Genomic DNA, 18,456 nt, shown 5'->3' with positions numbered 1-18,456 from the left:
TTCGTAGACCTTGAATTTCTCAATACTATCGACATCGACAGTCTGCTCTTTTACAACTGTGCCGTTCTGTGATACTTTGACAGTAAACGAACACTTTTTGTCGCTGAAAGCAAAGCCGTAGTTGAACGTGAGTTTGCCGCAACCACCGGTGAGAGCCGGTGAGAAAACGCGGCCGGCCTTTGTGTTGTTGCCGTTGAGGCATACGGCCAGGGTAGAGTCATCGCCGATGAAGGCAAATTTCGGGTTGGCGTCGGTGCCTGACGAGTTGCCGCCGAGGATAATTGAGTTCTCGGCTGTCCAGCCTGTGGCGTTGGTGTATGTGCCGTAGGGGCTCGCCTTGGGAGCGCCGCCGTTGAAGCTGTTGAAGTCGCCTTTGTAGTCTCCAGCGGGTGCGGGAGGAGTGGGGGTGTCACCGCCGCCGTTGTTTTTACCTACCTTGACGTTGTCGAGACCCCATGTCGCGTAGTTTGCGTCGGCTGTTGCGTAGTAGCGGAAGCCGATGTAGACTGTGCCGCTGAATGAGCTGAGGTCAAGTTCGCCGGAGTTGAGCCATGAAGAGTAGCCGCTGTCAGGCGCTGTGGGGAGCGCGGGGTTGAGCTTGGTCTTGGTGGCTGTGGCGGGGTCGGCCGAGGTCATTACGTAGACTTCAAAGACGGTGGTTGTTGAGCCGTAGCCGTTGACCTGGGTGTCAAAGGAGAGTTTCTTGTCAGTAACTTTCGAGAGGTCTACGGCGGGGCTGATGAGCCATGAGTCGTAAGGCGGGGTGGTACCTTTGTAACCGGTGCATGCGGCATAGGGAAGGTCGTTGAAGGCTGTGGCATACCAGGCTTTGTCGCCGGCGGCTTTGACGAGGGTCCAGTCAGCGGGGATCTGCTTGTTGGGGAAGGTTTCGTCAAGGGAGGTCACGGCGTTGCCGGGGGTGGGGTCTACGGGGGTGTCACCTCCAGAGATGGTTCCGTCGGTGAGGTTCCAGATGGCGATGCGGTCTTTGTTGGCGGCTTCGCCTGAGGGGCAGTCGTTGATGATTTCGAGGACGTAGGAGCCGGTGATGTTGAATTCGTGGCTGTAAACGCACTTCTCGAATTTGGTGATGCCTGACTTTTCAAGGACGTCAGAGGCTACTACGGTGCCGTTCTGCTTGATGTTGATGGTCAGTTTGGCTTTGCCGTTGTCATTGAAGACCTGGGTGTAGTAGAACGAGAGGGTCTTGAGACCGCCTGAGAGCGTCGGCGAGGTGAGGGTGCCGGGCTTGGAGGTGTTGCCGTTGAGGCCTACGGCGAATACAGAGGCATCGCCGAAGACTTTGAAGACGGGGCTTGAGTCTGAGTCACCGCCGCGGAGGAGCTGAGAGTTTGTTGCGGTCCAGCCGGTGGCCGAGGTGAGGTTGACGTAGTAGCCGGTGGCTTCGCCGTTGTTCATGGTGTTGAAGTCGGGGTCGAGGTTGCCGCCGGTGTCGGGGATGTCGAGTCCGTCGATGCGGAAGTTGGCCGAGGCACCGTTGTTGCCGGTGAGGGCTGCCATGTCAAGAAGGGTTCCGAGGTTGCCTTTGAGCCAGATCTGCGCCTTGTAGTTGCCGGGGTTGTCGGCGAGGTTGCCGTACTGGCGGAGGGGCGAGTCCTGGGGAAGAGATACGACCATGCACTTGGTCCAGTCCTTGCATTCGGGATCGGAGGCGATGACGAGGGTGTTGTCAAGGTCAACTTCGGCCATGAACTGGATGTCGTCATTCGAGGTCACGGACTGAACGCCGGGAGCTACTGCGCCGACGATGTAGCCTGTGAGCCAGATACCGTTGTCAGAGCCGCCGCCGTTGATGACGGAGAGGGCTTCGTCGACGGTGTAGGGGTTGTCCTCGGCGCCGGGACCCTGGGTCGGGTTGCCGACGTTCATGCAGCCCTTGCGGTCGATAAGAGTCAGCTGCCAGCCACCGTTCGAGTGGTAGCCGAGAATGCCGACAATGTCGAAGTGGCCTTCGGGGAGCATGTCGGAATAGAAGTTGGAGTAACCGCTGGTGCGGACAGTCAGCGAACCGCCGTCAGAGAGAGTGAGGGTGCGGTTGACGGTTTCCTTGCTTGTGGCGAAGGGCTCCTTGCCGCCGTCGGCAAAGTAGCAGTCGTTGAAACGCACGAGCTGGCTCTGCCATTTCACGAAAGTGGCAGCGCCGCCGCCTGAGATTTCAGAGAGGGAGCGGACGGTGATGGTGTCGACATCGGCCAGAGCGGGGAGACCCTGCATCTGGACATGCTCTTCGAAGAATGCGTAGGGCATGAAAGTTGTCTGCGCGCCGTAAGACTCGGAGTCTTCGGGGAAGCCGAGCTGCTGGAGGCCTGCATATTTGCCGATGGTCATGCCGGTCACGTCGATGATGAGTTCCTGGCCGCGGCGATATTTGTTGTTCATCGAGTTGGCGTTGATGCTCATTGCGAGCGCGCCGGTCTCGTCCTGAATAACAAGCGACTTGTAGATGTTGCCTGAGGCGTCGGATGAGATCACACGACCTTTTACGAGGACATGCTTGCCGTCATCAGCGGCGCCAACGGTGGCATAGTAGTTCTCGGCATCCTGCCAGTACTGGGTCTTGAAGTCGTTGATCGACATGAGCTGATAGTTTTCGGAATCAGCAAGCCAGGTCGATTCGGGGCTTACGATGGCGGGATCGTCGAAGTCGTCCTGACAGGCGGTGAAGCCGAGTGTCGCGGCGAGGAGGAGCCCGATATATTTATTGAATATTCTCATAATTTTCAGAGTATATTTTAATTATTTACTCAGTAATCTTAAGGTTTTTGACTCTCCAGGTGTCGGCACCTTCAGCAGAAGAGCCGTATTTGAAGCCGACCTGAATCTTCTTGCCTGCATAAGCCGAGAGATCGATCTCACCGGCCGAGGAGAAGTCCCAGGTATTGGCGTCAGGCCAGGAAGGAATGGTGAGTTCAGTCCAGGCCGAAGCGCCTTCCTCACGGACAACCGCGGTGCAGAGCGAGCGGAGGGTTGTCTGGAATTTAGCGGTCTGCTCGAAGGTCATCTTAGCGGACTTCACGGCTGTAAGGTCAATGACGGGAGAGCAGGCATAGGCTGTGGCGGGATAGTTCTGGTTGCCTACAAAAGCGCTTGCATTGAGATAATACAGTCCGTTGTAGCTCTTCCAGCCCCAGATCGCAGTCACGTTTTCAGTGGAGTTGTCTTCAAAGGTCCAGTCGATCGAAGTGGCGTTTTCAGAAAGTCCGCTGTAAATCGCATCGCCCACCGGAGGATTGACGGGGGTGTCAGGGTTTACGGGATGGTTTGCGACAGGCTCGATGAGGACATTTCTGATCTCCCATGTTCCGGCCTTGGCATCGGTCGAAGTGTAGCGGAAACCGATCTCAACCTTCTTGCCGATGTAGGCTGCGAGGTCGATGTCGCCGGAGTTGGTGAAGTCCCATGACATAGATGCCGGGTAAGCGGGAACATCGAGGCGGGTCCATTCGGTAGAGCCTACTTCACGGATGTTGACCGAAGTCTCGCTCTTGGCGGTCTCGATGCTTGAGAAGAAGTTCATGGCCTGGTCGAAGCTCAGGAAGGCGGCAGACTGGGCCGAGAGGTCGATTTCGGGCGACACGAGCCATGAGTCAGAAGCGTAGTTGGCTTTGTTGATGAAGGCTGTGGCGATGGCGTATTTGTGGGAGTCGTACTTCCAGATTTCAGACACACCTTCAGGGAGGAGGTCATTGACGGCTTTGAATTTGCCGAGGCTGGTAGCGAAGGTTTCAGAGAAGATGGCGTCGCCGGAGGGGCCGGGAGCATCTACGAATTCAAAGCCGTCGATGCAGCCGGACTGAGGATCCATGACGGTGAGCTGCCAGGTGCCGTTGTAGTATCCGAGGATGGCCACAACTGATCCGGTGCCTTTGGGGAGGATCTGCGAAGCGAATTTGCTCTTGTCGCTGGTGCGGACGGTGATCGAATTGCCGGCAGCGTCTTTAAGAGTGCGGTTGGTCGATCCGGTCTGACCGGGGTTGTTACACCAGGCCTGCTCGCCGCCACCGTCAAAGGTGACGTTTTCGATCTTCACCAGCTGGCACTGCCACTGGATGAGCTTCTCCTTGTCGTTTTTCCATGCGTCGAGATCGGAGATGGTCACGGTGTAGGGCTCGGCGTCAGCGGCAGTCGGAAGACCGTTGCGCTGTGCGCGCTTGATGAACTCCTCTTTGTCCATGCCTCCGAGGCTTGTGGAACCGGTGTTGGGGTTGGTGTACCAGACACCGATCTGCATCTGGGTTCCGTAGCCGCCCACGAGGAGGCCGGTCACGTTGATGCGCACTTCCTGGCCCATGTGGTAGCTCTCGTAGAGATCATAGCCGTAGATGCGGAAGTCCATAGCGCCGCTCTCATCGCGGACGTAGATGCGCTGGTAGACGTTGCCGTTCTCATCGGAAGAGATCACGCGTCCGGCGAGAATGATGCTGTCGCCGTCGGCATTGACGGGGATTGTCTCCGGAGTGTTGTTCTGAGCCGCATTCCAGAAAAGTTCCTTGAATTCGGCGATAGAGGTGTTGGCCTCGTAAGTAGCTTCGGGGACGATCACCGGCGGACGGTCAAGGTCGTCGTCGCAGCTTACGAAAGCGCCTGAAGTGGCTGCTACGGCGAGCACCGCGAAGATTGATTTATATAGCTTCATATTTTAATATGGTCTTTGTGAGAATTTTTGAAGAAATTAGAAGCGGATGCCTACGTTGAGATAAACCTTGATGCCCTGAGCGTAGAAGTACTTGTTGGGATACTTGGTCGAATCGTAGTTAGTGTAGTCGAAACGTCCCTGCTGGTAGCCGTAGGTCTGAATGTTCTTGTTGTTGAGAAGGTTCTCGACATTGAGGTTGAAGTTCATCGAGATCTTGCGGTTGATGTAGACGAGCTTGCCGACAGATGCGTTGAGGACGAAGGCGTCTTTGAGCTTGTCCTGCTCGGCGAGTTCACCCATCTTGGCTTCGAGCTCTTCGAGAGTGGGATATTTTTCCCAGAGATTGGGGAGAGCTTCGTGACGGATCGGCGAGAGGTTGACGTAAGCGTCGCCCATCCAAGAAGCGTTGACATTGAAGAACCATGATTTGGGAGCAGCCCAGTCGAGACCGATGTTGGCTGCGGTCTGGGGAGTGCCGCCGATGTAGAAGTTTTTCAGATAGACTTTCTGACTGATGTCTTCCATCATGCCGTTTTCATAAGAACGGGTACCTTCGGGACGGTTCTTGTACTGATAACGTGCGAAAGTTGCAGCTGCCGAGAGAGTGAGCGAGGGAGTGATCTTGTAGGCAGCACCGATCTCTACGCCTTTGTAGCGTGTGTGCACACCTTTGAGAACGTAGTTCATGAAGGTCGAGTACTGGTCGTCATAGAAAGAAGAGCGTTCGGTCTGGTCGAACATTTCAGTCCAGAAACCGGTGATTGCGCCGCGGAAACGACGGTAGTTCCAGGAGTAGGAGATGTCGCCTGAGAGGATGCGTTCGGTCTGGAGGCCGTCGATAGCGGTGTCCTTGATGCGGGGCGAGATGTAGGCATACTCGAAGAGAGGAGCGACAGTCTCGTAGCCTGCGTGGGCCGAGATGAAGTTGCGACCGTCGATCTTGTATGTCGCGCCGGCCTTGAGGGCACCGGTGTCGAAGCGGTGGGTCACACCCTTGCCGTAGGAGTTTTCAGGCGCACGTCCGTTCTGCATATTGCCGTCGCGGAAGAACTGGGTGTAGCCGATCTTGAGACCGTAGTTGATGTCCCACTGGGGAAGAGTGATGATGTTCTGAAGCCAGAAGTCACCGTGGAGGGCGTTGATGTTGTAGTCATAGCCGAAGGTGTCACCCTTTCCGACACGGCGATTGGGGTTGCGCAGGTCGTTCTGGAGCATCTGGGGATTGCTTGGGAAGTCGCGCTCGCTGAACTGGTCGATGTCGAGCCAGTATTCACCGCCGAGGAGGTCGCGGATGGTCTTGTAGTAGTGGGCGCGGGTATAGTTGAAGCTGACACCGGCCTGAAGGGTCATGTGGTCGTTGAGACGATGGTTGAGCAGGGAGTTGAACATGAAGTTCAGCTGATTGCTGTGGCGGTTTTCGAGGATGTAGCTCGACGAGTGGTTGTCGGGGTTTCCGCCGCGGCCGAACTGGTTGTTGAGGTAGTTGGCCTTGTAGAGGTTGTCCCAGTTGATCTGACGGAAGCTGTCGTCGTGGCGCCAGAGGTCGGTGTAGAGATCGAATGCTTCCTGATTGTCGGCGAAGTAGCTGGGGAGATAGCGGTAGTAGTCGGGGCGCGGGTCAGCGGCATTGTACCAGTTGAGGGCCGATGTCGAGTAGTTGACGGCGCGGAAAGCGGCTCCGGTGTTGAGAGTGGTGCCGTTTTTGGGTTTCCAGATCCAGTTGAGAAGTGCTGTGGGGTCGAAGGTCTCAACGATTTTCGAAGAGCGCTTTTCGCCGTTCTGCCAGCCCCAGTTGGGGTTGTAGAGGTTGTTGCCGGTCAAGCGGTAGGCTTCCTCATAGGTAGCCGAGTTGGTTGCGCGCTGAGTCGGTGCACCCCAGACGGTGAGGTTGAGTGAGTGTTTGTCGTTGAAAACCTTTTCCAGAGAAGCGAAGAGGCCGAAAGAGTTGTAGAATGTTCCGTCGATCACACCTTCGTTGGCATAGCGTCCGATAGCCGACACGGTGAATGCCCAGCCGTTCTTGTTGAGACCGGTGGAGTACATTGCCATAGCGCGGAGCATGTAGTTTGAGTTGGTGTAGGCAAGCGAGCCGTTGAAACCGGGAGCATAGTGAGAGGCGCGTGTGTTGATGTCGGTCGCGCCGCCGATGTTGCCAAAACCGAAAGCAGCCGCGCCGAGGCCGAGAGAGGCTGTGCGGTCACGGAAGGCACGGTTCATGCCGCCGAGAGTCGAATAGTTGAAACGGCCACGGGCCATGTCGTTGAAGTTAACGCCGTTGATATAGGTCTCGGTGTACTTCGAGTCATAGCCGCGGATGCGGAAGCGCATGGGCTGGAAGTCGTAGCTTGCCGAGTTGTAATATACGTCGTCACTTGCGCCGGTGAGGGCTGCGATCGACTGGGCGGAGCCTTCTTCGTCTTCAAGCAGGTTCTGATCGAAGAGCATGTCGTTCTGATCTTCATAGAAGACGTTGTTGAGGTTGGTGTCAAGCATCTTGATGATGCCGAGCTTGTCGATGACACCGTTGACGATGTTTACGTTCATCGTGACATCCTGATAGCCGTATGCCACGATGACAAGAAGGTCATCTCCGGCTTTGGCTGTGGAGATTCGGAACTCGCCCGAAGGGTCGGTCGTTGCCTGAAGTCCCTGATTGTCGAGCATGACAGTCGCTCCTGCAACGGGTGCGCCTGTATTGGAGTCGACAACGGTACCGGCTACGCCTGTGGTCTGTGCCAGTGACGGAATCACAGCCGTCAACAGCAGTAGCAGAAACAGTTTCAGTCTCATAAATTAATGATATAATGAATAAGTAATTAACTCTTAAAATTTAAAAGTATGATGCTTTTTTTTTGCAAAGTAACCCTGAAAATCGGGGAATAGTTATTTTCCACAAGCGGCTTTCCGAATGACTGTGTCATCAAAAAGCCGCTCATGAGTCTTTGAAGCTTTTTTCAGAATCAGTCGATGAATCCGCGCAGGCGAAGATAGGCTTTGACCAGCTCTACGTTGTCGGCCATCTTAAGCCGCGAGGAGTCGAGGGTCAGGTCATAGCTTTTTGCATCGCCCCAGGTCTTGTCGGTAAAGAAATTGTAATATTCCGCGCGCCATTTGTTGGTCTTGCGGGCCATCGACTCGGCCTTGTCGGCGGCGATGGCGTCGTTGCGGTCCATTATGCGGCGCACACAGTCGGCCATCGGGGCATGGACAAAGAGGTTGACGCAGCGCGGATGGTCGCGGAGGATGTAGTCGGAACTGCGTCCCACGACGACAAATGACTTTTCCCCGGCAATGGAGAGCAGGAAGTCACTGATGCTCTTGTAGAGGCCGTCGTCGGAGATGGATGATGCGCCGGTGTAGTAACACATCGGGGTCACTCCCATCGAGAAGCTGAAGAGGCCCTGGAGGAAGGTCGGAAAGCGTTCGTCCTTTTTCCTGAAGAATTCAGGGTTGACTCCTGCGAGCTTGGCGGATTCGACGAGAAGTTCCTTGTCATAATAGGCGATGCCAAGGGCTTCGGCCAGAGCTTTGCCCAGCTCACGGCCTCCACTGCCGAACTGACGTCCGACGGTGATGACAAATGGCGGGCGCTGCACCGCAGGATCAATACGATTATTGGAACCGTTGTCCATACCTATATATAATAAGGTGGTTATCGACGGGTTGGAATGAGGAAGATTTCAGTCGGGAAGTGGTCAGAGTAGCCGTTGAGCCATGCGCCTGCCGCGAATGTACGCTTCGGGTAGCCCTGACGCTGTCCTTCGGTGTCGAAGAGGAAGTCAAAGTTGTTGACTTTGCAGGAGCTGTAACTCAGGCGGGCGCCGTTCTGCCTGAGGAGGGTTCCTGAGACAATGATCTGGTCGAAGAGGTTCCACTGGCCTTTGTAGGCAAGGGTTCCGATGCCACGGTCAAGCACTTTCCACCAGGGGTTGAAGAACTGGTGGGGACCTACGTTTTTCATATCGCGCTGTGCGCCGAGGCTTACGGCACAGGATTTGTCCTGGGGATCGTCGTTGAGGTCACCCATGATGATGACGCCCTGGTTGGGACGGATGGCCCAGAGGGAGTCGGCGATCTGCTTCGAGAGTTCGGCAGCTGCCTCACGCAGATAGCTCGAACGCTCCTGTCCGCCAAGACGCGAAGGCCAGTGGTTGACGATGACGCTGACGGTGTCACCGCCGAGGATGCCGGTCACACACATCTGGTCACGGGTGCGGAAACTTTCGTAGCCGGGGATGACAAGGCGGTGGTTGGTGACATCGAGAACTTTGAAGAGACGGGGATTGTAGAGAAGGCCTACATCGACACCACGGCGGTCAGGGGAGTCATGATGAACAACCTGGAGGCGCCACTGGCGGATGTCCTTGGCACGGACGAGGTCGTCGAGACAGCTTTTGTTCTCGATCTCGGAGACTCCGATGATGGCGGGACCCATAGGGGTGTTTTTGGTCACCATCCTTGAGATGCAGTAGGCCAGATTGTTGATTTTGCTCCAGTATTTGGCCCCGTTCCACTGGCGGGCACCATTCGGAGAGAACTCAAGGTCATACTGACCGTTGTTGTTGATCGTGTCAAACAGGTTTTCAAGGTTGTAGAAAGCGACCCCGTAGACAATGGGCTGCTTCGGGTCAGACTGGGCCGACGCGCCGAACGCCATCAGCAGCGCCAACAGCGGAAGTAGGAAAAATCTCTTCATAAGATTGATAAGCAGTGCTTTACGATAAGTTTAAAAAAGACAATATTTACAAGTCGACCGCAGGATCATGATCCACGGCTTTTATCACGCTGTAAAAATAGTAATTATTTCACATCTATCCCAATATTAGCACCTAAAAATCAATTAAATTTTCAGGTCTCAAATCCGGCTCAGGCACCTTAAAGAAAACGGCGGAAACGGCCTTTGAACTTTATTGTTTAAATTATTGTTAAACATTAGCTTTATATTATCACAACAAATAGGCTTTTAATAGATTTTTGTTAACTTTGCGATTGATTTGGCAACGATTTGTCAGCCGCGAATATTCATTTAATCATCGATTATCATATATCCCCCACCATAACCTACAACATGGCAAAAGTCACTAAAGAAATGGCGCTGGACTATCATCGCTATCCGCGCCCCGGAAAAATAGAAGTAATACCCACAAAACCCTATGCAACCCAGGCCGACCTGGCCCTGGCCTATTCACCCGGCGTCGCCTATCCCTGCCTTGAGATCAAGGACAATCCCGACGATGTCTACAAATATACCGACAAAGGCAACCTTGTGGCCGTGATCTCCAACGGCACCGCAGTGCTCGGTCTCGGCAACATCGGCGCTCTGGCCGGAAAGCCGGTGATGGAGGGCAAGGGTCTGCTTTTCAAGATATTCGCCGGTCTTGACTGTTTCGACATCGAAGTCGACGAGACCGACCCCGACAAGTTCATCGAGATCGTCAAGGCCCTGGGTCCGACCTTCGGCGGCATCAACCTTGAGGACATCAAGGCGCCGGAGTGTTTCAAGATCGAAGAGCGCCTGAAGGCCGAAATGAACATCCCCGTCATGCACGACGACCAGCACGGCACGGCCATCATCTCCGCCGCCGCCCTCCTGAACGCCGTAGAGATCCAGGGTAAGAAGATCGACGAGATCCGCCTGGTGGTCAACGGCGCAGGTGCCGCCGCCGTCTCCTGCACCAAGCTCTACTGCGCCCTGGGCGTGAAGAAAGAGAATGTGGTCATGTGTGACAGCAAGGGGGTCATCAGCGACAAGCGCACCGACCTCAATCCGCAGAAAGCCCAGTTTGCCACTTCGCGCCCGATCACCACTCTTGCCGAGGCGATGGTCGACGCCGACGTCTTCCTGGGTCTCTCGGTGAAGGACGTGGTCACCACCGAAATGGTCAAGAGCATGGCCCCGCGCCCGATCGTCTTCGCCCTGGCCAACCCCGATCCGGAGATCGCCTACGAGACCGCTATGGCCGCCCGCCCCGACATCATCATGGGTACCGGACGTTCGGACTATCCCAACCAGATCAACAATGTGCTTGGCTTCCCCTACATCTTCCGCGGCGCTCTTGACTGCGGAGCTTCGGAGATCAACGAGACAATGAAGATCTATGCTGTGCGCGCCATCGCCGAGCTTGCCAAAAAGCCCGTGCCGCCGGTGGTCAGCGCCGCCTACAACCGCTCGGACATACATTTTGGCCGTGACTACATCATCCCCACCCCCTTTGACCCCCGCTTGCTGACTTCGGTTGCTCCCGCCGTGGCCAAGGGTGCGATGGACAGCGGAGTCTCACGCCGCCCGATCACCGACTGGGAAGAGTATGACGAAAAACTCCGCCGCCTCAAGGGCAACGACCGCAAGTTTACCCGCCGCCTCAACGAAGCCGCCCGCACCAATCCCAAACGCGTGGTGTTCGGCGAGGCCAACACCGACAATATGCTCCGCGCCGCCGCGATCGCCGCTGCCGACGGTCTCTGCATCCCGATCCTGCTCGGCAACGAGGAGATGATCGAGAAACGCGCCCAGCGCCTTGGCATCAACATCGAGGGAATCGAGATCGTCAACCTGCGCCACGACCGCGAGGCTCCGCGCCGCGAACGCTATGCCGCAATGCTGACCACCAAACATCAGCGTCAGGGCGAGAACTTCGAGAGCGCGCTTGACAAGATGTTTGACCGCAACTATTTCGGTATGATGATGGTGGAGACAGGCGACGCCGACGCTTTCATCGCCGGAACCCGCTCGGCCAACAATCCGACCGGCGACATTGCCCGCGAGGTGATCGGTCTGCGCGACGGTTTCAAGCATTTCGCAGCCATGCACGTGCTGGAAACGACCAAGGGCACTTACTTCCTGGCCGACACGATGATCAACGGCACTGCCGACGAGGAAACCCTCACCGACATCTCGCGTCTGGCCTACGATGCCGTGAAGTTCTTCGCCCACGAGCCTGTGATGGCCCTCGTCTCCTACTCAAACTTCGGTTCAAACAAGGAGGCAGAACCGTCGACCGTCCACAACGTGGTCAGCAAGCTCCACAAGGAGAATCCCGAAATGGTTGTCGATGGCGAAATGCAGGTCAACTATGCGCTCAATCAGCCCGTGCGCGACAAGGTCTACCCCTTCACCCGCCTCTACGGCAAGGAGGTCAACACACTGGTGTTCCCCAACCTCAGCGCCGCCAACTCTGCTTACCGCATCATGCTTGAGATGGGAGTCGGCGAGTCGATCGGCCCGATCCAGATGGGTCTGAAGAAGCCTATCCACTTCATGAGCGTCGACGCGGAAGTCCGCGACATCCTCAACCTCATCGCCATCGCCGGCATCGACGCCGCAACCCTCGAAAACATGAAGAAGTAATCAGCAACCTCACACATTGATGAAAGCCGCGGAGCTTTCATCATCCCGTTTGAAGCTCAAAATACCCCCGGAAGCATCATTCGATCGCTTTCGGGGGATTTTTTATAGCAGCAATCGAAATATTAACATAATTTAGCAATCGGGGGGGGTATTTGTAAATATAGTATTTATCTTTGTGCAATGGCAATTCGATTGTTACAGTCTTATTTCCATTATATATTTACAATCATTATCTAAACCAGTAAAATCATATCTAATGGTAATTGCTCATGGCTTTTTTGGACTGCTTATAGTTCCATTTGTTTTTGGACTATTTGTAATCCCCATATTGGTATTTGTCCCCCTCTATATCTTTTATCCAAAAGGATTGGCCAATATATTCAATTCACTGGCAAAGAGCGAACTGTTCCCAACAAAACGCTTAAACAAATATATTCTTTATGGCCTGCCGCTTTTACTCTGCGAGGCCGTTTCGATCGGACTCATTGCAGGGAGCAGCAAGGATGTTGAACAAATGGACCAGCTAACAGGTGCTGCACCACCTTCCATCGAAAGCATAAACATGGGAATGATCATTGGCATGGTGCTGTATTTCATCGCGTTTTACTATATAAGGAGGCGAAAGGGGGGATCACCGAGAACATCTATATTCGAGGCTTATTATAGCTTCTTACTGATTATAACTTTGACAATTTGCAGCGTCGCATTGTTCTACTTAGGTATTGTATTCCTATTCATTGGTCTTGGGCTGTTGATTCTCTATCTGTGTCTTGGCGGCGTCGGGGACTCCATCAGCGTAACAAGCGGTGATTTATTTGGTTCTAAATCAAAAAAACTTTCTCGTGGACTTGACGGAGAATGGCGCGACAGCAGCGGAACAGCCTACGAAAAAACCGGCAGCAAAGAATGGACTCAAAAAGAATAAGAAGTTTGTTACCGCGAGTTATCAGCACCTCTGAGCACATATCGGACTCTGGGTTATAATAAATCAGCAACAATCAAAAATTCAGATAATATTAAAATAACACGACCTAAACCCCGGAAAAGCGTCAACAATACGCTTTTCCGGGGTTTCTTTATAAAACTATACTTAAATCTGGCCGGGGTTATGCAGGGCGACTGCCGGGGGAGGGAGTTTGGAGGTCAGTCGTCGTGGTGGTGATGGTGTTTATGATGTTTGTGCTTTTTGTGTTTAGGCTTCTTATGCTTATGGTGATGGCCGCTGCCGTCGGGGAAGTCATACTGGTATTCATGCTCCATACCCCAATGGGTGCGCACGGTTCCGCATGAGCTGGTCAGAGCAGATCCGGCTAAAGCTAAAATAAGGCCGAGGACATAGGCCAACATTAATCTCTTTCGTCTCATAAGCAGAATAGGGTATTACGTGAGTCAACAAATCCTGAAGCTGATGAACACCTTCAGGAATTCTAACGTTAATCCTTATAAAAATGTTTATCGTATTTTATAGTAGCCACTGAATGTTTCTCATGAATTTTGCTTAATTTTGTGGCTAATGCCGGATTCGGAGTGACTCCGGAAGAGGGGTTAAACCATCGGCTGTTTAAAAGATCTTAATAAGAACATCAATTCAAAATACTGACATGAAAAAGATATTCCTGATCATGCTTCTGGCCGTTGCGGCCATCGCCACTGTCAGCGCAAAGGGCAAGGCGGAAATGACTTTTGCAACCCTTTCCCACGATTTCGGCACAATCAAGGCCGACGGAGGGGCCGTCACCGCTGTCTACGAATTCACCAACACCGGATCGGCACCTCTGACCATCATCAATGTCAGCAACGGCGGCTGCGGATGCACAAAGCCGTCGTTCCCCAAAAAACCGATCGCTCCCGGCAAGAAGGGTGAGATCAAGATCACGTTCCAGCCCAAAGGCCGCGCGGGAGAGTTCAACCGCACGGTCAAAGTGAAGTCAAACGCAACGAAATCACGCATAAACCTCACGTTCAGCGGCGTGATCATTCCTGAGAAACAATGATGAAGATCCGAACATTAGTTGCAGCGCTGTTTGGCTCGGCGGCTCTCATGGCCCAGGCCGACGGTCAGGGTATATGGCTGGAACAGAAACACGATTTCGGGGCCTTCGACGAGGATCTGGGCACCGTCTACTGTAATTTCCGTCTTGTCAACTCATCTGACGAGCCGATAGCCATCATAAACGCCCGCGCAAACTGCGGGTGCACGAAGCCGGAATACTCACGCGAGCCGATCGCGCCGGGCGACACTGCCGTCATCCGCGTCGGCTTCGATCCAAAGGGGCGTCCGGGCCGCTTTGTCAAATATGTCAACGTCGATCTTGATTCGGACCCCAAGCGCACGTCGCTCACCATCCAGGGGACGGTCATAGGCGCATCGAACACTCTGAAATCACGCTTCCCGCTGTCAGTGGGTCCGATGAAACTCCGCGGCGACATCATCAGCTACGGCAATATCTATCAGGGCCACACGGGCGGACAGTATATGGAGTGCTACAACGCTTCAGCCGACACGATCAGGCCGGTGGTGGTCAGCAAGCCGTCATACATCAACGTGATCGTGCAGCCGGCTGAAGTTCCGCCGGGCGACCGCTTTGTGCTCTCGACCATCTTCCACGGCGACCGGGTGAAGACCTGGGGCGTGGTGACGGATTCGATAAGCGTCTCGCCCGATGCAGGATCGAAGGAAAGAGTGAAGATCGAGACGGTGGCTATCATCGGCGAGGACTTCTCGAAGCTCTCGGCCAAGGAGAGGGCCAACGCGCCTCTGATCGACACCGACGAGACGGCCATTGACCTGCGCCGGATCAGCCGCACAGATGCCCCGATCCGCCAGAGCTTCACCATCACCAACAACGGTAAATCAAACCTGCTGATCCGCCGGATCTACTGTCCGGAAAAGGCAGTCAGCGTCAAAATGAAATCCGACAAAATCAAACCGGGCAAAAGCGAGAAGGTCGAAGTGACGGTCAATCCGGCCCTCATCGGCGACACCGAGCTTCTGAACGCCCGAATCAACATAATCGCCAACGACCCGGACCATCCCTCGACGATGGTGCGCGTCGTGGCAGAAGTAAAATAAACGGTTACATCCAATTACATCAGCCAACAATCACACAGCCATGGAACATATTGAAAACGACGATCAGTTCGGAGGTCTCACCGTCAACAAGGGCGTGAACCAGCCTCCGGTTGTCAACCCCTATCTCAAACGCCGCAAGCGCAAGGCTCTCCCGACCGCGGGCGAGCTGGTCGAGGGGATACTCAAAGGCGACATCACCACCCTGGCACGCGCCGTGACCCTCGTCGAGAGCCTTTCGCCCGACCATCAGGTCATAGCCCAGGAGGTCATCGAGAAGTGTCTCCCCCACTCCGGCAAGTCGCGCCGCATCGGCATCACAGGTGTGCCGGGCGCAGGAAAAAGTACTTCGATCGACGTTTTCGGCCTTCATGTGCTGAAGAGCGGGGGCAAACTGGCGGTGCTCGCCATCGACCCCTCCAGCGAACGCACAAAAGGGAGCATCCTCGGCGACAAGACCCGCATGGAGAAGCTCTCGGTCCATCCCGACGCATTCATCCGCCCCAGCCCCTCGGCGGGATCGCTCGGCGGCGTGGCCCGCAAGACCCGCGAGACCATAGTGCTCTGCGAGGCGGCAGGCTTCAACAATATCTTTGTGGAGACCGTCGGTGTCGGCCAGAGCGAGACTGCCGTCCATTCGATGGTCGACTTCTTCCTGCTCATCCAGCTTGCGGGAACGGGCGACGAGCTTCAGGGCATCAAGCGCGGCATCATGGAGATGGCTGACGGAATAGTCATCAACAAGGCTGACGGCGACAACATCCACCGCGCACAACTGGCCCAGGCGCAGTTCCGCAGCGCGCTCCACCTCTTTCCGCCGACCGAGTCTGGCTGGAGTCCGGAGGTGCTGACCTATTCAGGCTATTTCGAACTTGGAATTCCGGAAGTCTGGGACATGATCGACCGCTATTTCGCCTTTGTCGATGCCAACGGCTATTTCGAGCGCAAGCGCAGCCAGCAGGCCCGCTACTGGATGTATGAGACAATCGACGAGCAACTGCGCGCCCATTTCTACCACAATCCTGAAATCGAACAGATGCTTGCGGCCAAGGAAATCCGTGTGCTGAACAACCAGCAGAGCTCTTTCACAGCCGCCCGTGACATCCTCGACCACTATTTCGGCAAGTAGCCGTCTCGTGTGCCGGACTGTCTCAGCCTCGGCTCATCGCCTTGCGCAGACGGCGCACAAGCCCCATCGTGTAGAGGTAGAGGCGGTTGGGAGTGGAGACAATATCCGTGGCCATCGTCTCGGCCATTGTCATCGGTGCCTCGGTTCCGAACTGACCCGGATAGAGCACGATCAGGTTGGTGTTGGCAAAATATTTCTGGAGATATTCCGGGACGGCGTCCATGTCGCCGTCAAACGACACCGACGAGCGGCGGGCGCTGACAATGATCAGTAAATCGTCGTCATTGACCTCGGCAGATTTCACGACGAAATCATCATAACTGTTGACCTCGGCAAAGGACATCCTGATGCCGAGGTTGCTTTGTTTAATGACCGTGCGGATCAGGGGCGCGGTCGATTCCTCACACCAGAATTCCACCCGGCAGCCGATCTGACGGCAGAGATTGCCGACGGCCTGCACCCAGCGGCGGAATCCGGTCTCGAACTGGGCTTTCTTAGGCACGGCGACAAGAAGGCGGGTCACGGTGTTGAGCGGAATGAAACAGCGCGACATGACGATCATTCTGTTGGTCGACCGCAGGAGCTGCTCGACTTTCTCGCCGAGGAAGGAGTCGATGATCCTGGTGCGCCGGTGAAGCCCGACAATCAGTTCGGTGATGTCGCGCTCCTCCATAGTGTTGAGCACTCCGGTGATGAAGTTAAGGTCAAAACGCTCGATCGGCGTCAGGGTTGTCTCCACGGCTGCCGCGGCTCTTTCGGCCACGTCGAGCGAATTGCGTCCGATGGCCCGCGCGGAGGCTGAGTTGTCGCTGCGGACATGGAGCGCGTAGAGGTCTCCGGCCACAGAGCTGTCAGGGAAGCGCATCGAGAGCGCGAGGTCAACGATTCCGGGCGCTGTCAGAGGATTGGAGATGGCCACAAGGGTGCGGGGATGGGCCGTCGAGTCGTCCTTGGAGTTCTCCTCATCTTCCTGCTCAAGCATCTGCACTTTCAGGCGCGAGGCAGCACGCTCGGTGCCGAACGAGGAGACCGTACAGGTCACAAGAATCATGACCACTGTCCCGTTGAGCACCTGCACATCAAACAGGTGCATCTCATAGCCGATCATCACCACGGCAAGGGCTACCGCCGTGTGGGCGTTGGAGAGCTGATACATCATCGAGCGGTCAACCGGTGTCAGGCGGTAGACTTTCTGAGTGACAAGGGCGGCGAGCCATTTCGAGACCATTGCAACGGCGCTCATCACGGCGGCTGTGTAGAGCGTCCCCCATCCGTCGAGTACAACCCGCAGGTCAATGAGCATGCCGACTCCGATGAGGAAATAAGGGATGAACAGGGCGTTGCCGACGAACTCCAGACGCCCCATCAGCGTGGAGCGCGCGGGGATGAAGCGGTTGAGCACCAGGCCGGCGAAGAAGGCGCCGAAAACCCCTTCGATCCCGATGAAGGATGCGAGGGCGGCGGCTCCGAACACGGCTACCATCACGTAGATGAACTGGCTGATGCCGTCGTTGTAGTGCTTGAAGAAATATCGGGTGATGCGGGGGTAGAGGTAGGTGATGCCGATACAGTAGATGGCCAGATAGATGAGTATTGGCAGCAGTGAGCTGATCGAGCCGTCGCGATAGACGCCGAGGACTCCGGCGAGTACAATGAGTGAGCCGAGGACGGTCATGATCGTGCCTGCGATGGCTATGATGACTGCCGGTGATTTGGTCACTCCGAAGCGGGTGACGATCGGATAGGCGATCAGGGTATGGGCGGCAAACATCGAGGCAAGCAGGGTTGCTTCGAGCATGTGCATCCTCAGGGCGGCCATTGCGGTGAGCGCTCCAAGCACGAGGGGGATGATGAAGGTGAAGGCGCCGAATGCCATGCCTTTGCGCAGGTTTTTGCGCAGATGGTACATGTCAATCTCTATGCCTGCAAGGAACATGAGATAGAGAATGCCTACCTGGCCGAAGACTTCGAAACTCATGTCGCGGGCAAGCAGGTTGAGTCCGTAAGGTCCGACGGCTACTCCGGCTATGATCAGGCCGATGACCTGCGGAATCCTGAGGCGGCTCAGCACGAGCGGGGTCAGCAGGATTATGGCCATCACCGTTAGAAAGATGGGGACGGGGGCTGTGATCATCGGCGCCGTGGCCGGTATGGCAAGTGACAATAACATAGCGGTGCAAAATTACTCAAAACGGCCCGATTTTCGATAATCCGCAAAATATTTTTTTGTGTTGAGGAGAAGGGGTGGGAAG

12 protein-coding genes are annotated in these 18,456 nt (G+C 55.3%); 5 read left to right on the top strand and 7 right to left on the bottom strand.

The window, feature by feature from the left end:
* From K2H17_RS02350 to K2H17_RS02330, 5 genes are all read right to left on the bottom strand, one after another.
* Nucleotides 1-2,736, bottom strand: a 2,736-nt coding sequence (locus tag K2H17_RS02350) for a DUF5689 domain-containing protein (RefSeq protein ID WP_300130968.1), incomplete at its 3' end; no start/stop codon positions are given.
* A gap of 25 nt (nt 2,737-2,761) precedes the next feature.
* Complete coding sequence (locus K2H17_RS02345) at nt 2,762-4,657, bottom strand: DUF5689 domain-containing protein (RefSeq protein ID WP_300130966.1); 1,896 nt, start codon at nt 4,655-4,657, stop codon at nt 2,762-2,764.
* Nucleotides 4,658-4,693: 36 nt separating this feature from the next.
* The gene (locus tag K2H17_RS02340) at nt 4,694-7,447 is read right to left on the bottom strand and encodes a TonB-dependent receptor (RefSeq protein ID WP_300130964.1); all 2,754 of its coding nucleotides are present in this window, start codon (nt 7,445-7,447) and stop codon (nt 4,694-4,696) included.
* 170 nt (nt 7,448-7,617) lie between these two features.
* Nucleotides 7,618-8,289 (bottom strand): cytidylate kinase-like family protein, encoded by a 672-nt coding sequence (locus K2H17_RS02335; RefSeq protein ID WP_300130962.1) that lies wholly within the window; start codon nt 8,287-8,289, stop codon nt 7,618-7,620.
* Nucleotides 8,290-8,309: 20 nt separating this feature from the next.
* Nucleotides 8,310-9,353 (bottom strand): endonuclease/exonuclease/phosphatase family protein, encoded by a 1,044-nt coding sequence (locus K2H17_RS02330; RefSeq protein WP_300130960.1) that lies wholly within the window; start codon nt 9,351-9,353, stop codon nt 8,310-8,312.
* A 372-nt stretch (nt 9,354-9,725) separates the two neighbouring features.
* Between K2H17_RS02330 and K2H17_RS02325 the strand changes: the two genes are divergently transcribed.
* Nucleotides 9,726-12,005 (top strand): NADP-dependent malic enzyme, encoded by a 2,280-nt coding sequence (locus tag K2H17_RS02325; RefSeq protein WP_300130957.1) that lies wholly within the window; start codon nt 9,726-9,728, stop codon nt 12,003-12,005.
* A 256-nt stretch (nt 12,006-12,261) separates the two neighbouring features.
* A complete protein-coding gene (locus tag K2H17_RS02320; protein WP_300130954.1) occupies nt 12,262-12,930 on the top strand; it encodes a hypothetical protein in 669 nt (222 codons plus the stop codon).
* Between the two features lie 218 nt (nt 12,931-13,148).
* On the opposite strand, the gene K2H17_RS02315 is transcribed toward K2H17_RS02320, so the two are convergent.
* The gene (locus K2H17_RS02315) at nt 13,149-13,370 is read right to left on the bottom strand and encodes a hypothetical protein (protein ID WP_300130951.1); all 222 of its coding nucleotides are present in this window, start codon (nt 13,368-13,370) and stop codon (nt 13,149-13,151) included.
* 236 nt (nt 13,371-13,606) lie between these two features.
* Here K2H17_RS02315 and K2H17_RS02310 point away from each other — a divergent pair, with 236 nt between their 5' ends.
* Genes K2H17_RS02310 through meaB form a run of 3 tightly spaced genes read left to right on the top strand, consistent with a single transcriptional unit; the run spans nt 13,607 to nt 16,204 of the window.
* The gene (locus K2H17_RS02310) at nt 13,607-13,999 is read left to right on the top strand and encodes a DUF1573 domain-containing protein (RefSeq protein WP_300130948.1); all 393 of its coding nucleotides are present in this window, start codon (nt 13,607-13,609) and stop codon (nt 13,997-13,999) included.
* Nucleotides 13,996-15,078, top strand: coding sequence for a DUF1573 domain-containing protein (locus tag K2H17_RS02305; RefSeq protein ID WP_300130945.1), 1,083 nt, complete (start codon nt 13,996-13,998; stop codon nt 15,076-15,078). The genes K2H17_RS02310 and K2H17_RS02305 overlap by 4 nt, the downstream gene beginning before the upstream one ends.
* Before the next feature lie 40 nt (nt 15,079-15,118).
* Nucleotides 15,119-16,204: a methylmalonyl Co-A mutase-associated GTPase MeaB gene (meaB, locus tag K2H17_RS02300; RefSeq protein ID WP_300130943.1), complete on the top strand. Its 1,086-nt coding sequence runs from the start codon at nt 15,119-15,121 to the stop codon at nt 16,202-16,204.
* Between the two features lie 22 nt (nt 16,205-16,226).
* Here the strand turns inward: meaB and K2H17_RS02295 are convergent, their stop codons facing one another.
* Nucleotides 16,227-18,374, bottom strand: coding sequence for a cation:proton antiporter (locus K2H17_RS02295; RefSeq protein WP_300130941.1), 2,148 nt, complete (start codon nt 18,372-18,374; stop codon nt 16,227-16,229).
* Nucleotides 18,375-18,456 lie beyond the last annotated feature (82 nt).

The organism is Duncaniella sp. (assembly GCF_029054785.1).
GTDB lineage: Bacteria > Bacteroidota > Bacteroidia > Bacteroidales > Muribaculaceae > Duncaniella.
The sequence above is the reverse complement of the archived record's forward strand: the minus strand, read 5'-3'. Positions and strand labels throughout refer to the sequence as shown.